At 63.9% G+C, this 13,558-nt stretch carries 13 protein-coding genes and 3 pseudogenes; 9 read left to right on the top strand and 7 right to left on the bottom strand.

Annotated features, from left to right (window positions below; all coding sequences use genetic code 11):
- Entirely contained in the window at positions 1–669 is a 669-nt protein-coding gene (locus RS897_RS22955; RefSeq protein WP_315831015.1) for an O-methyltransferase, read from the top strand.
- A 623-nt stretch (positions 670–1,292) separates the two neighbouring features.
- Positions 1,293–1,466, top strand: coding sequence for a hypothetical protein (locus RS897_RS22950; RefSeq protein ID WP_315831014.1), 174 nt, complete (start codon positions 1,293–1,295; stop codon positions 1,464–1,466).
- A 60-nt stretch (positions 1,467–1,526) separates the two neighbouring features.
- Here the strand turns inward: RS897_RS22950 and RS897_RS22945 are convergent, their stop codons facing one another.
- A complete protein-coding gene (locus RS897_RS22945) occupies positions 1,527–1,712 on the bottom strand; it encodes a hypothetical protein (RefSeq protein WP_315831013.1) in 186 nt (61 codons plus the stop codon).
- A 266-nt stretch (positions 1,713–1,978) separates the two neighbouring features.
- On the opposite strand from RS897_RS22945, the pseudogene RS897_RS22940 reads away from it, so the two are divergent.
- Positions 1,979–2,608: pseudogene (locus RS897_RS22940) on the top strand (magnesium and cobalt transport protein CorA); the annotation flags it as partial.
- Positions 2,609–2,731: 123 nt separating this feature from the next.
- Here RS897_RS22940 and RS897_RS22935 read toward each other — a convergent pair.
- Positions 2,732–3,178: pseudogene (locus RS897_RS22935) on the bottom strand (ester cyclase); the annotation flags it as partial.
- Between the two features lie 200 nt (positions 3,179–3,378).
- Between RS897_RS22935 and RS897_RS22930 the strand changes: the two are divergent.
- The 3 genes from RS897_RS22930 (at position 3,379) to RS897_RS22920 (ending at position 5,629) form a co-directional block, all read left to right on the top strand.
- A complete protein-coding gene (locus RS897_RS22930) occupies positions 3,379–4,287 on the top strand; it encodes a bifunctional transcriptional activator/DNA repair enzyme AdaA (RefSeq protein WP_315831012.1) in 909 nt (302 codons plus the stop codon).
- Positions 4,288–4,474: 187 nt separating this feature from the next.
- The gene (locus RS897_RS22925; RefSeq protein ID WP_315831011.1) at positions 4,475–4,891 is read left to right on the top strand and encodes a hypothetical protein; all 417 of its coding nucleotides are present in this window, start codon (positions 4,475–4,477) and stop codon (positions 4,889–4,891) included.
- 63 nt (positions 4,892–4,954) lie between these two features.
- Positions 4,955–5,629 carry an HAD family hydrolase gene (locus RS897_RS22920; RefSeq protein WP_315831010.1) on the top strand — a complete coding sequence of 225 codons (675 nt, stop codon included), beginning with the start codon at positions 4,955–4,957 and terminating at the stop codon, positions 5,627–5,629.
- A gap of 115 nt (positions 5,630–5,744) precedes the next feature.
- Here the strand turns inward: RS897_RS22920 and RS897_RS22915 are convergent, their stop codons facing one another.
- The 4 genes and pseudogenes from RS897_RS22915 to mdcA form a co-directional block, all read right to left on the bottom strand.
- A complete protein-coding gene (locus RS897_RS22915; protein ID WP_315831009.1) occupies positions 5,745–5,942 on the bottom strand; it encodes a hypothetical protein in 198 nt (65 codons plus the stop codon).
- 215 nt (positions 5,943–6,157) lie between these two features.
- A complete protein-coding gene (locus tag RS897_RS22910) occupies positions 6,158–6,841 on the bottom strand; it encodes a TetR/AcrR family transcriptional regulator (RefSeq protein WP_315831008.1) in 684 nt (227 codons plus the stop codon).
- A gap of 261 nt (positions 6,842–7,102) precedes the next feature.
- Positions 7,103–8,316, bottom strand: a pseudogene (locus tag RS897_RS22905) (malonyl-CoA decarboxylase).
- Between the two features lie 119 nt (positions 8,317–8,435).
- Positions 8,436–10,082 carry a malonate decarboxylase subunit alpha gene (mdcA, locus tag RS897_RS22900; RefSeq protein ID WP_315831007.1) on the bottom strand — a complete coding sequence of 549 codons (1,647 nt, stop codon included), beginning with the start codon at positions 10,080–10,082 and terminating at the stop codon, positions 8,436–8,438.
- 115 nt (positions 10,083–10,197) lie between these two features.
- On the opposite strand from mdcA, the gene RS897_RS22895 reads away from it, so the two are divergent.
- Both RS897_RS22895 and RS897_RS22890 read left to right on the top strand, forming a co-directional pair.
- A complete protein-coding gene (locus tag RS897_RS22895) occupies positions 10,198–11,058 on the top strand; it encodes a LysR substrate-binding domain-containing protein (protein WP_315831006.1) in 861 nt (286 codons plus the stop codon).
- 109 nt (positions 11,059–11,167) lie between these two features.
- On the top strand, positions 11,168–11,431 hold the full coding sequence (locus RS897_RS22890) for a hypothetical protein (protein WP_315831005.1): 264 nt from the start codon (positions 11,168–11,170) through the stop codon (positions 11,429–11,431).
- Between the two features lie 105 nt (positions 11,432–11,536).
- Here the strand turns inward: RS897_RS22890 and RS897_RS22885 are convergent, their stop codons facing one another.
- Positions 11,537–12,400, bottom strand: a complete 864-nt coding sequence (locus RS897_RS22885) for a hypothetical protein (RefSeq protein WP_315831004.1) — start codon at positions 12,398–12,400, stop codon at positions 11,537–11,539.
- A 228-nt stretch (positions 12,401–12,628) separates the two neighbouring features.
- On the opposite strand from RS897_RS22885, the gene RS897_RS22880 reads away from it, so the two are divergent.
- Positions 12,629–13,510, top strand: coding sequence for a transglutaminase family protein (locus tag RS897_RS22880; RefSeq protein ID WP_315831003.1), 882 nt, complete (start codon positions 12,629–12,631; stop codon positions 13,508–13,510).
- The last annotated feature ends 48 nt before the right edge of the window (positions 13,511–13,558 follow it).

The following is a 13,558-nucleotide window of genomic DNA, read 5'->3' as shown; positions in this document are numbered from 1 at the left end:
ATGACCACCCTGACCACCGCCCCGCTCGCACCGCTGCTGGATCGCCTGTTCGGCGAAGCCGCAGCGCTGTCGCCGATGACGAACCCCGCACTGGCCGCCATCCCGCGCGAGGAGCATGAACGCCTGATGCGGAGCAAGACCGACTACCGCGACTTCTACGGCCGCCTGAAGGATTTCCCGCTCGCCGTCTCCCGCGAGACCGGCGCGCTGCTCTACATGCTGGCACGAAGCACCAAGGCAAGAACGATCGTCGAGTTCGGAACGTCATTCGGCATCTCGACCCTGCATCTCGCCGCGGCGCTGCGCGACAATGGCGGCGGCTGCCTGATCACCAGCGAGTTCGAGCCATCCAAGGTGGCGCGTGCCCGCGATCATCTGACGTCAGCCGGTCTGATCGACCTGGTGGAGATCCGCGAGGGCGACGCGCTGAAGACCCTGAGTGTCGATCTTCCCGACGCCATCGACCTCGTGCTGCTCGACGGCGCCAAGGCGCTCTATCCCGAGATCCTGAGCCTGCTGGAGAGCCGGCTGAAGCCTGGCGCGTTCATCATTGCCGACAACGCCGAGTACAGCCCCGACTATCTGGCGCGCGTGCGCGTGCCGGCAAACGGCTACATGTCGACGCCGTTCGCCGAAGACGTCGAACTGTCGATGCGGATCGGCGCGTAGAACAGACGAACAAGTAGCCCGGGTGAGCGTAGCGATACCCGGGTCCTGCACGATCACCGCTCCCGGATATCGCTCCGGTCATCCGGGCTACATCCTTGAGCGATCAACAAAGCCTAAGCTCGCCGCTCCGCTGTCTTGCGTTGCCTCAACCACCGGCCCATCAGGCGACGCTGATCACGGTGTCGGTCTTGAGTTCGTCATTGAGCAGTTCCGGCGCCCGGAAAATGCGGCGATGAGCCTGCGTCCGCGACGTGGGAGACAGCTTCGCTCGAACTGGAGAGCTGCGCCGCACCACATCCGGTATCCAACCATTTGGTTGGATCAGGTGCAAAAGTGTTCTTTCCTTACAGGCGCGAATCACCTCTGATTTGGACACCTGTATAGTACAAGTGTCAGTGATTCGGGCTTATCAGCCCCGCCATCATTTCGCGTTGCGTCGGCGTAATTTCATGGACGCCTGCAGCGTTTGCAGCGTCAGCATCCATTGCAACCTGTGCCGATAGCGTCGGATCGACCGGGTCAGGTGCACCCGGGGAGTAGCCCCCGGTAATCACGACGCGTCATCCTCGGGTCAAAACAAAAAAAATCGCAGTCATCACAAAAAAACAGAGAGGGGAATGGCTATGAAGAAGCTTGAAAAGCTGAGTGCGCAGATCGATCAGTGCCTGGTGTTGGCCGCTGGCGACGAGATGCTCATCTTGCTGTTGTCGATGGTGAGCCTCGAAGTGTCCCGGCGCATCGAAACAAGGCCGATGCGGGAGAAGATCATTCAATTCGACGCAGTTGCGCGCTGTTGAGGACAGCAGAGCTGAGACGAGCTGACCAATTTTCGTGACCGCGGCCGGATGAACTGAGCTTTAGTTCGCCGGCTGCGGTTGTCCCGCTGTTTTCACCAGCCGGTCCGCCTTGACCAGGACGCGGTCGCTTTCGGGCTGCGGCTTGAGAAAAAAGCTGACGGCCACGAAGGCCACGCAAAACAACGCGCCGACCAGCATCACCTTGCGGTGGGTGGCCTTGTCAGCGTTGTGAAACGAGTGCGCCATGGAATACTCGCTGAGCCCAAGTCCGGAAGCCCTGGCCCGGGCCCTCTCCGCGAGCTACACCTAATGTAGCGGTTCTTCCCTGCAATGCGTTTCGCGTCTTAACCTAAGGAAACACGGTTATCGGCCATTTGTTCCCCGATCATCCTACCGCGCCGGTTGCTTCACGACAGCCCGCGGTAGCGGATGACCGGCAAATGGAACCGGCAGGCGGCAGTAGCGTTCTCGGATGGGAAGCATCCCGTATACTGAAAACTCCCATGCACTGCTCGACGCGCGGACATCATCAGGTGCGCGAACGCCTCGAGGCTGGACCTGCGCTTCTCAACAAGGGAACCGATTACGTCCTGCACGCCATCATCGACTTCGTGGTCGACGGCTATTTTCCGATCGTCAGCGCCATCGAAGACGAGGTGCTGAAAATCGAGCAGAAGGCCCTCGATGCCTTCCTGACCCGCAAAGACATCCGGCGGCTGTTTTCCGTCCGCAGGCAGCTCATCAAGTTTCTTCGCGTTCTGCCCCCAACCGCCGAGGTCGCTTCCAAGCTGGTGCGCCTCGACCTGCCCTGCATCGACAATGATATCCGGCCCTATTTCAGCGACGTGCTGGATCATATCCGCCGCGTCGAAGCCCAGGTCGGTGGATTGCGCGACATCCTCACCTCAGTGTTCGAAATCAGCACCCTGCTGGAGCAGCAGCGGCAAGGCACCATCACCCGCCAGCTGGCCGCATGGGCCGCCATTCTCGCGGTGCCGACCGCGATCGCCGGCATCTACGGCATGAATTTCGAAAACATGCCGGAGCTCAAGACCCAGTACGGCTATTACATCGTTCTCGGCGTGATCGGCGCGATCTGCATCGCACTTTACGCAAGCTTCAAGCGCGCCAGATGGCTGTGAGGCACGCCAGGCCGCAAGCCGGACGCATTCGGCTTGTGGCCTGATCGGCTCTCAGGATTTCATGTTGTTCCAGCCGCGGGGCGGATCGCCGAATGGCCGGCCCGACGCGTCCGCTTCGGTGTCAGCCAGGCGTATCAGGCCAAGCTGCTGCAGCGCAGTCACGCCGTCGTCCAGCCCGATCTCCTCGGCGATCCTGCCATCCTTGATCCGCAGCACCGTGGTGCCGGTGAAGTGCATCTTGCGGCCGGTGTTGGCCGGCAGCGCGCCGGCCAGGAAATCGGAGAATGCCGGCCCGGTGTGGGTCCCACCGCCTTCCCAGCGGCCGACAACATAGTCGCCCTCCGCGATGAGATCGGCGGCGCCCCAGAAATTGAGATCCGGGAATGCCGCGCGAAATCCCGTCATGAATGCCTTGATGTCGTCGCGGCCGCGACGCGGTTCATGCAGCGAATACTGCAGCAGCATGTCGGGTGCGGCGAGCTCATCAACGATGCCGAGGTCGCAGGTCTCGCCCCAGAAGCTGGTGAACCAGCGGCCGATGAGAGCCTTGTTGTCGTCGAGTTTGGACATGGTCGATGTCTCCAGATCTGTGGTGTGTGTCAGGTGGCGACCACAGACCTAGATCGAACGAGCGATCGGCAAACTCCGCTTCTTGCTTTGAAATCGATCAGTCTGAAATCGGGTGGGTTTCTGCCGCGAGCTGCGATGGGATGAGCGCAGACAATGGCTGAACCGCGAGGGCAAACACGACCATGACCAAGGCTTCACTGATGATGACTTCATCTCGCGGCAAACATCCCTCACCCACCATCGCGGCCGATCCGCGCTGGGCGCGCATTGTTGCGCGCGATCGAACCGCCGACGGCGCATTCTGGTACTCGGTGCTGACCACGGGCGTGTACTGCCGGCCGTCATGTCCGTCGCGGATGGCCAATCCGAAAAACGTCAACCTGCACGACACCCTGGCGGACGCGCGCGCCACCGGCTTCCGCGCCTGCAAGCGCTGCAATCCGGACGGACCATCCGCGGATACCCAGAACGCAGCCGTCATCGCCAAAGCCTGTCGCCTGATTGCACACAGCGAGACACCGCCATCTCTCATGCAACTGGCAAACGCCATGGCGATGAGTGCCAGTCATTTCCATCGCCTGTTCAAGGCCTCGACCGGCCTGACACCCAGAGCCTACGCGGCGGCGCACAGGGCAGCCCGGGTTCGGGAGCAACTGATCCGGAGCGAGACTGTGACCGAGGCGATCTACCAGTCCGGTTTCAATTCGAACGGACGTTTTTACGAAACATCGACGGACATGCTCGGCATGACCCCGACCCGTTATCGCGCCGGCGGAGCCAGCGAGGAGATCCGTTTCGCCGTCAGCCAATGTTCGCTGGGCGCGATCCTGGTGGCCTCCAGCAAAAAAGGCGTCGCGTCGATCCTGATCGGCGACAATCCGGAGGCGCTGGTGCGCGAAGTCCGGGATCGCTTCCCAAAGGCGCGATTGATCGGCGGTGACAAGAATTATGAAGCGTCGGTGGCGCGCGTCGTCAGCCTCATTGATGCCGCCGGCAGAGGTTTCGACCTTCCGCTCGACGTGCGGGGCACCGCCTTCCAGCAACGCGTGTGGCAGGCTCTGCGCGGCACGACGGAGCGCGCTCTGACTCCTCAGACCTCCGCCGCATAACTACAGCGCGCGGTGATAGAGCGGCCAAATCCCGCAAAACATCCCGCCGAAAGGCTCGCCCCCAAGGCATGGCCACCAACCGGGCCCCGCAGGATGAATTCCACCACCTTGCCGCATTTGACGGTGCTACAATCCGCTGCCGGACAGCCCCAGCCGGGCTGGTCCGCCGGATCGATGTTGAGGCTCCATGATCGAGGCGTCCAAGTCCCCGCATCTTGCGCGGCGGCAGATCCTGCTGATCGCAGGCGCGCTTGTGCTGGTCGCTGGCGGGATCGCCGTCCTGCGCGGAGGCGGCGCCAACAGCACCACGCCCGCACCGGCGCCGGCGGTGGCCGTCACAGCGGCGCCGCGCCCGCAAATTTCTGACGACCTCATCGAGGCGACCCGGGCGCTGGGGACGACACAGCAGCAGGCCGTCGACCAGTTGCAGGTGGTGCAGGACCTGCTCGCCAACCAGCGCGCCGAGACCAAACGACTGTCGACCGAAATCGAGGCCCTCAATGCCAAACTGAGCGCCCTGCAGGAGGCCGTGGCCAACATCCCGGGAGCCGCCGGTGCGTCCGCTCAGCAGTCGAAGGCCCCGCCCGCCAAGACGGGGCGTTAGGGCCGATCACGCCCGTTGCGGATGACGGCGCGGCAAACCACATCGCAAGCCAAGGAGAACCCCATGCGCATCGACCCGGTGTATCTGTTCGATCTCGACGGCACGCTGGTCGACAGCGTGTACCAACACGTGCTGGCATGGAAGGACGCGCTCGATCAGGAAGGCATTCCCCTCTCGGTCTGGCGCATTCATCGCAAGATCGGCATGAGCGGCGGCCTGTTCACCAATCAATTGCTGCGCGAGACCGGCACCGATATCAGCACCGAGCGTGTCGATCGCCTTCGCCTGAATCACGCGGCCGCCTATCGCGGTTATGCGGACCGCATCCGGCCGCTGCCGGGTGCGCGCGAATTGTTGTTTTGGCTGAGCCAGGAAGGCATCCCCTGGGCGATCGCGACCAGCGGGCGAATGGAAACCGCGGCGGTCAATCTCGCTGCGCTTGGCGTCGATCCCGATGTAACGCCGGTGGTGACGCGCGACCAGGTCAAATATGCCAAGCCCGATCCCGACCTGTTTCTCGCTGCCGCCGCGCGTCTGAAAGCGCCGATCGAAACGGCGGTCGTGGTTGGCGACAGCATCTGGGACATGCTGGCCGCCATCCGATGCCGCGCGCTCGGCGTCGGCCTCCTGAGCGGTGGTTACGGCACGGCGGAATTGCAGCAGTCCGGCGCGTTCCGCGTTTACGACGATCCCGCAGATCTTCTGCTGCATATCGACGAGGTCGGTGGGCGTCGCTGAACAACCACGCGCAGAGCGCGCGTCACCCTTGTCGCGGCGGCGCCGACGTGTGGGGAAGTCTATATCTGTCGTGAGCGATGCCTGTCGTGAACGAAGTCTGTCGTGGACGACAGCTTTATCCGTCCAGCGACGTCGCTCTGGCGGACAATTCGACCAGATCGAGGATCGCCTGCCGCTTCTCGGCAGAACGGATTGTGACAAACGCTTGAACCAGCCGCAGGCTCTGCACCACGATCTCAGGGGGCGCCGATCGCGACTCCTGGCCCGCGACCTTGATTGCGCGCGCCTCATCGGCATCGTCATCGGTGCTCATTGTTGATCCCGGCTGTTGGCTGGCACTGGACAACTTCGAAGTCGCGTTGCGGTTCCCGGGCCGACGTTGCGCGCCGGGGGATGGCGCGGCGAGTCGACGTTAAACGATACGGAGTCGTTTCATTCTTGACAAGTGTCAAAATTGTATTGGCGCAGGCCTGCGGCACTGGCATTACGTATTCGGCAGGCTGAATTCCGCGGATTCGCAGCGCGATTTCAGCGCGGCCTCAGAGCATCAAGAAAAAGCACCACAGCCGCCTTGCGATAACGTTCCGCCGACCGCGCGCTGATCGAACTGCCATAGAGCACCGCGCGCAACGGATGTCCCAGCACCAGCGAAATGAACTGATCCGCCGACATGTCGGGATCATCGGATGCAATCTGTCCACGCACCGTGAAGTGCCGAAGCGCCGCTGCGATCTGCCGTGTGAGATTGGCCCGGTTCACATCGGCGAGTTGCGCGAGTTCGGGAAGGCGTGCCGCATGCGCCGCCACCATGCGCTGGAAGGTGACGTTGTCAGGCGCGAGCATGTGGGCGACGGCGCGACGACTGAATTCATGCAACGCCGTTTCGACGCTGCCGGCACGGGTTTGCGCGGAACCGACATGGACCGTTTGCAGGATCTGCGCGTTGGCGTCGTCGACCCGACGCCGCAGCACCGCAATGAACAGAGCCTTCTTGTCGCTGTAACGGGCATAGATGGTCGGCTTGCCGACGCGGGCGAGCCGCGCCACCGCATCGATCGAGGTTCCGTCAAAGCCGTGCTTCAGGAACAACCCGGTCGCGACATCGAGCAGCCGCGCATCGCGCCGCACGGCCTGCGCGCGGGTCGGCCGCCCGCCGCCCGTGCGCGGACGTTTCGAAACGATACGTTGCGATGCGACACGACGTGTCCCCACCCCGGCCCTCTCCTTGCGCGGGAAAAATTCGTATACAAACGATACTGCACACTCCCGACGGCTTTCGCAAATCGTGGGATGCCATACGATAGTCGGATGACATTCGGTCTGCCGCGGCAGCCGAGCAAATGTCTTGCGCGGCGACAAATAAAAGACACGTAGAATGCTCCATTTCCACAGCTTTTGCGCTGTGGTGCCGACGGGCGGGTCGGGACCGTCCCCGCAATGAACGGATCTGACGCGTCGGAGTTCCCAGCGGGATCAACTGAGCGGTTGAATGCCGATCAGTGCATCGACCTGCGGCGAGCGAATCACGGTGCCGCCGTGGGCGAACGCCTCGTGGTTGGCCTCGATGGTCGACGGGTCGTACAGATAGTTGACCATGATGCCGAAGGATTCGGTGAGGCCGCGCGGCGCGGTGTTGCCGAGCCAGTTGATCTGCTCCAGCCGCGCGCCATTGCCGAGATGAAACCGCGCCACCGGATCAGCGGGCTCGCGTGGCGATGCCTGGCGCGTCAGATAGGCCGCGCACAGCCGCAGCAGAGCTGGGCGCAACGCCTCGCTCGCCGTTGTTTCGCGCCACCACCCCTCGCGCGCCAGCTGTGACAACAGCGCCGCATCGGGATCGTCCGCTGTGGCCAGCCGCTTGCTCAGCCAGCGCCGGAAGCCCGGCACCGGCGACAGCGTCGAGAAATGTGTCAGGTGCGGCAGTTCGGCCTTCAATTCCTCGACCACCTGCTTGATCAGGAAATTGCCGAACGACACCCCGCGCAGCCCTCCTGGCAGTTCGAGATCGAATAGAAGATCGCGGTGTCGGCGCGCACGGCCCGCGCCCGTGCCGCGTCGTCATCGCCGTCTTCCACAAGCAGCGGCTGCACCGCGCCGGCGAGGCCTTCGACCAGCGCCACCTCCACGAAGATCAGCGGCTCGCCCGGCAGCGCCGGATGGAAAAACGCGAAGCAGCGCCGGTCCGGCGCCAGACGCCGCCGCAGGTCGTCCCAGCCCTTGATCTCTTGCACGGCTTCATAGGCGATCAGCTTGTCGAGCACCTCCGCCGGCGACTGCCAGTCGATGCGGCGCAGTTCGAGAAAGCCGCGGTTGAACCATGACGCGAGGAGGTGCTTGAGGTCGGCATCGAGCGGCTTCAGGGACGGCTCGTCGCGCAGGCGCGCGGTCAAGTCCTTGCGCATCGCCACCAGCGCCGCGGTGCCGCCGGGCGCCATGTTCATCCGGCGCAGCAGCTCCTGCCGCGGCGGATCGGCCACTTGCGCCAGCTGCGCCGCGGTCTCTGCCGAAGCACCGGCGAGATAGGCGTCGGCCGCGGCGCGTAGCGTCACAGGGTCGGGGGTGAATCCCGCAGCCAGGAAGCGCTGGAAACCGAGCCGGTCGTCGGCATTCAGTTTACGCAACACCTCATGCAGCTCGCGGGCGACGGCGGCGCCGGAGGCCTCGCCACGGCCGGACAGCAGAGCCATCGCAAGCTCTCGGGCGTGATCGAGCCGGGACACCCCGGCAGAAGATCCGACAGGTGAATCGCCGAAGCTCCGAACATCTTGTTGCATGGTCAACATGGTCATCTCCTTGTGTCGGCCGATTACGCGGCGCGGGTGCGCAGGAATTTCGCGGGCGGTGTGTAGAGACCGCTGGAGCTGGTGACGAGATCGCCGATCGATTGTGCTGAGAGCAGTGCGCGGGTGGCGGTCGACGGGTCGATGCCGAGGTCGGACGGCAGCATCACGATTTTTCGTGCACGCAAATCGCTGGTCGTCTCTGGTGATTGCGCACGGCCGAAATCAGTATTACCGGCGATGGCGCGCAGCGCGCCCTCGCGCTCGGCGGGGGACCGGCACAGCAGCAGGTTCGCAACGCCCACCTCGGTGATGACATGGGTGACATCGTCGCCATAGATCATCACCGGCGGCAGTGCGAAGCCGGCGCTTTCAGCCAGATCAAAGGCGTCGAGCCGTTCGACGAAACTGGGGGTGCCGTCGGGCTGGCGGGTCTCCACCATCTGCACCACCAGCTTGCGGCCGCGCAGGGTATCGCCGCCGTCGCGGCCCGCGCGCAGCCAGGCGGGGCTTGTGTGACGGCGTCCGCGCGCATCCGCGCCCATGTTCGGCGCGCCGCCGAAGCCGGCAATGCGGCCCTTGGTGGCGGTGGAGCTGTTGCCCAACGCATCGATCTGCAGGGTCGCGCCGATGAAGAGATCGCAGGCATATTGGCCTGCGACCTGCGCCAGCGCGCGGTTGGAGCGCAGATTGCCGTCGGCGCCAACCGGAAAGATATCGGCGTGTTCGGCGACATAACGCTCCATGCCCAATTCAGAACCGAAACACATCACGCTCTCGACAAAGCCGGCTTCGATCGCCGGGATCAAAGTGGGATGCGGGTTGAGCACGAAATGGGTGGCGACCTTGCCCTTCAGCCCGCGTGCGGCGGCAAACGTCGGCAGGATCAGTTCGATCGCCGCGGTGGCGTAACCGATGCCGTGATTGAGCCGGCGGATCTCGTAGGGTTCGTAGACCGCCGCAATCGCCATCATCGCCATCAGGATCTTGTCCTCGCGGATTTTCGCGGGATCGCGGGTGAACAGCGGCTCGATGGCATAGGGCTTTGGCGTCGGGATCACGACATCGACCCAGCCGCCGGGGATATCCACCCGCGGCAGCCGGTCGACGATCTCGTTGACCTGCGCCACCACGATGCCGCCTCGGAACGCGGTCGCCTCCACGATGGTCGGCGTGTCCTCGGTGTTCGGTCCGGTGTAGAGATTGCCGTCGCGGTCGGCCTTGTCGGCCACCACCAGCGCCACGCGCGGCGGCAGATCCACCAGCAAACGGGCATAGAGTTCGAGATAAGTGTGGATGGCGCCGATGGTCAGCGCGCCGCGCTCCACCAGCTCGGCGAGCTTGCGGCTTTGCGGCCCGGCAAAGGAAAAATCCAGCCGATTGGCAATGCCGCGCTCGAACACCGCAAGATGATCGGGCAGCGCCAGCACCGACTGCACCATGTGCAGGTCGTGCAGCCGCGCCGGATCGGCGTTGGCCAGCGCTGTCGCCAGCCAGTCGGCCTGCTTCTGGTTGTCGCCCTCGATGGCGACCCGGTCGCCGGGCTCGATCACCGCTTCGAGCAACTGTGTCGTCCGCTCCGGCGGACAGATCTTTCCGCCATCGCAGAGTGCTGCGGCACGTGCAAGCCGCGCGCTGCGATTGTTGGTGTGTTGATTGGATGTGGTCGCCATGGCCTGGGCCCTTCCCGCTCGGTTGATCGTTCGAGCGGAAAACTAGGCGCCGGCCATTGATTATAGAAACGATATTTTATAATATAATTGATCGTAAATAGCGATCAATGCTTTCATGCTCGAATTCGAACTGCTGCGCACCTTCGTCACCGTGGCCGATTGCGGCGGGTTCCACCGCGCGGCCGAGCGTCTCAATCTGACCCAGTCCACCGTCAGCCAGCAGATCAAGCGGCTCGAGGCCGAGGCCAGGCGCCCGCTGTTCCGCCGCACCACCCGCTCGGTGGCGCTGACCGACGATGGCGAAATGCTGCTCGGCGACGCGCGCCATCTGCTGCAGCTGGAGGAAGCCGCGCGCCATCGGCTCTTGGCGCCGCAGCTCTCCGGCACCGTGCGGCTGGGCGCGGTGGAAGAAGTCGCCGGGGGATCGCTGCCGCCCGCGCTCGGCCGCTTCGCCACGTTGCATCCGCATGTGAAGCTCGAGGTGCAGATCGGCGTCAGTGCCGAGTTGATCGCGCAGCTCGATGCCGGGCGGCTGGACGTGGTGCTGGCCAAGCGCCCGCTCGGCACCTCGCGCGGACGTCTCGCCTGGCGCGAGCCGCTGGTGTGGGCGGCCGCGGACACCTTCATGCCGATAGCCGGCGCGGCACTGCCGCTGGCGCTCTACCGCGAACATTCGGTGTCGCGCGAGGCCGCGCTCAATGCGCTGCGCGACAGCGACCTCGCCTGGCAGATTGTCTACACCAGCCCCAGCCTCACCGGCGTGCGCGCCGCGGCACTCGCGGGCCTGGCGATCACGCCGCTGCCCGCAAGCGTGGTCGGCCCGGGCTTGCGTGTGCTTGGCACCGCGCAGGGCCTGCCGCGGCTGCCTGATCTGGAATTCGCGATTTTCGAGAAGAAACGCGCTGACGCTGCGGCCACCGCACTCGCTGCGGCGCTGGCGTCACTGACCCAGAGCGCGGCACGTCCGGGCGCCTAAGTAGTAGCGCGTAAGTAGTGGATAACGCAGCGTTTGAACCGGGAGTGGCAGGTTTTTTGCGGCGATACGGGCAATCACCCTTGGGGGTGTCCCAGCCCGGAGCGAAACCATGAAGCCCTTCATCTATTTCGAAACACCGCGCAACACCGTCTCGCGCGAGGCGGCCCAGATCAGCACAATGCTGGCGGACATGGAGAAGGCCGTGCGCGCGCTCGACCAGGAGATCGCATCCGAAGAAGCCCGCACCCGCATTAACGATCCCGCCCACTTCGCCTATCCGGTGGCCGCGCGCAGCTTCATGACCCGCCGTGCCAACCTCAAGGAATCGATGGCGGTGCTGGCCTCGCGGCTGAGCGCGCTGACCGAGGCGTGAGTCCAAATCCGTCGGAGCGGGTTCCACGGATCCGCCCCAGCGATGTTAAGAATTGAAGCGTCTCGCACGCTCAGTGTCATCATCCGCCTTGGCGGGCAAGCAGGCTTAATTCCCGGCTTCGATATCCATCTGCCGCATCGGGTTGAAGCGCGCCTCGACCCTCACAAGGGCATCGAACAACGTGCCCTGCTGCTGTCGGAAGGCGGTCAGCAATTCGCGCGGGGTCGGCACCAGGGGTTTGTCGAGAAACGTGTCGGCATGGATAGGGTGAAACCGGTAATCGAAGATCGATTGCCGCTTCTCGGACCGGTAGATCATCTCGATCACATTGGCGAAGAACTCCTCCTGGTTCTTGTAGCCGCCATTCACCTCCTTGCCTTTGCTGCGGAAGTTGCCGCGCTGAAAGCGCACCGCATGCACCAGTTCGTGCAGCAGCGTGCCGTCCGCGTCCGCAAGTTCGCTGTCGCGGTGCGGCGAGTAGAACAATTCGACGCTGGAGGCCTGGCGAAAACCGAAGCAGGAGCCCTCGACGCACATCGATGTCCCCAGCGGTTTCCTGTCATGGGCAATCTCCTTGGCGGTTTGCGGAACGGCCACGGGCTGGGTCAAGGCGATGGGATTGGCGGCCCAGTCGCTGGAGTTCAGGAAGTCGAACGGAAAGATGTTCACCGAATAGGACTGCCGCTCCTTCAACTCGGCGAGCACGGCGCGGCCCGCCGCATGATGGCGGATGCGGTCGAGCATCTTCGTCACCATCGTCTCGTGATGATGTTTCATGTCCTGGTAGCGCTGCTCGAACTCGTTGACGCTGTGGTAGATGCCGTTGTCATCCGGCATGCGCAGCGGCTTCGGCCGGTACCGCTTCTTCCAGTCGATGCGATTGGGATAAGCGATGAAAATGCCCTGGGCGTGGGCGTAAGCTGTCCCTTCGATCGCGCCACGGATCGAGAATTCCTCAAACAGGGCCATCATTGTCTCCGGCTTTTCGGCATTCCTGTTCGTCTGCGGACCATCTGGAGGGGTTCACGCAGGTGGCGTCCGCCGACAGGGACAGAACGTCGCGGGAATGACGCCAAATCAGGCTGAGGGCGCAACCGGGTGCGTCATGACAGTCAACCGATCGGGGGATAGGATGCCGCTCCCGCCGAACCGTCCGTGACGGCCACCGCCCAACGGCGGGAAGGACCTGCACCCATCATGACCATCTTCATCGTCCGGCACGTGACGACCTATCGCTACAAGCGCCAGGTCCGGTTGGGCCGGCACCAGATGATGGCGCGCCCGCGGGACAGTTTCGACCAGCGGCTGATCAATTTCTCGCTCGAGGTCACGCCGAAGCCTGCCGAGGTGAAATGGCTTCACGACGTATTCGGGAACTGTGTCGCGCAGGTGGATTTCGACTGCGTCAGCGATCACCTGCGGTTCGATTGCGTCATCAAGCTGGATCATACGCCGGAAAACGCCCCGGATTTCCGGATCGAGGACTACGCAAGAGAGCATCCCTTCAGCTATCACGCGGAAGAGGCGCCGGACCTTGCGCCCTACATTCAGCGCGGCTCTGCCGATCCGGACGACCATGTCGGCCGCTGGCTGGACACGTTTCTGATGCGCGGCACCAAACACCCCACCGGCCAGGTGCTGATGACCCTCAACGAGGCGATCTCGGATGGCTTCTCGTATTCCCGCCGCACCGCGCCGGGAACGCAAAGTCCCGCCACCACGATCGAGCTCCGCAGAGGCACCTGCCGGGACTTCGCCCTGCTGATGATCGAAGCCGCACGCACGCTCGGTTTCGCCGCACGCTTCATCACCGGCTATATCTACGTGCCCGACCGCGACGGACCCGCAGTGCAGGGCGGCGGAGCGACCCATGCCTGGTGCCAGATCTATGTGCCCGGCTCCGGCTGGGTCGAGTTCGATCCGACCAACGGCATTGTCGGCAATCGCGACCTGATCCGCGTTGCGGTGGCGAGAGTTCCAGGCCAGGCCATCCCGCTGTTCGGCACCTATTGGGGCGAGCGCGACGACGAACTCGGGATGGACGTGGAGGTCAACGTCAAGACCGCGCCGGCCGAGTAGCCCGATGTGGCTCCGTCTGTTTGGCAACTTGAAACCGCCACTTTGTCT

The organism is Bradyrhizobium prioriisuperbiae (assembly GCF_032397745.1).
Taxonomy (GTDB): Bacteria; Pseudomonadota; Alphaproteobacteria; order Rhizobiales; family Xanthobacteraceae; genus Bradyrhizobium_A; species Bradyrhizobium_A prioriisuperbiae.
This window is presented reverse-complemented; position numbering and strand designations above follow the sequence as displayed.

Bases quoted from the DNA above. Each gene is read 5' to 3' on its own strand.
- RS897_RS22930 (WP_315831012.1), top strand. From the start codon at position 3,379: ATGATGACTTCATCTCGCGGCAAACATCCCTCACCCACCATCGCGGCC.
- RS897_RS22885 (WP_315831004.1), bottom strand. From the start codon at position 12,400: ATGGCCCTGTTTGAGGAATTCTCGATCCGTGGCGCGATCGAAGGGACA.
- mdcA (WP_315831007.1), bottom strand. From the start codon at position 10,082: ATGGCGACCACATCCAATCAACACACCAACAATCGCAGCGCGCGGCTT.
- RS897_RS22955 (WP_315831015.1), top strand. From the start codon at position 1: ATGACCACCCTGACCACCGCCCCGCTCGCACCGCTGCTGGATCGCCTG.
- RS897_RS22890 (WP_315831005.1), top strand. From the start codon at position 11,168: ATGAAGCCCTTCATCTATTTCGAAACACCGCGCAACACCGTCTCGCGC.
- RS897_RS22950 (WP_315831014.1), top strand. From the start codon at position 1,293: ATGAAGAAGCTTGAAAAGCTGAGTGCGCAGATCGATCAGTGCCTGGTG.
- RS897_RS22880 (WP_315831003.1), top strand. From the start codon at position 12,629: ATGACCATCTTCATCGTCCGGCACGTGACGACCTATCGCTACAAGCGC.
- RS897_RS22925 (WP_315831011.1), top strand. From the start codon at position 4,475: ATGATCGAGGCGTCCAAGTCCCCGCATCTTGCGCGGCGGCAGATCCTG.
- RS897_RS22915 (WP_315831009.1), bottom strand. From the start codon at position 5,942: ATGAGCACCGATGACGATGCCGATGAGGCGCGCGCAATCAAGGTCGCG.
- RS897_RS22895 (WP_315831006.1), top strand. From the start codon at position 10,198: ATGCTCGAATTCGAACTGCTGCGCACCTTCGTCACCGTGGCCGATTGC.
- RS897_RS22920 (WP_315831010.1), top strand. From the start codon at position 4,955: ATGCGCATCGACCCGGTGTATCTGTTCGATCTCGACGGCACGCTGGTC.
- RS897_RS22945 (WP_315831013.1), bottom strand. From the start codon at position 1,712: ATGGCGCACTCGTTTCACAACGCTGACAAGGCCACCCACCGCAAGGTG.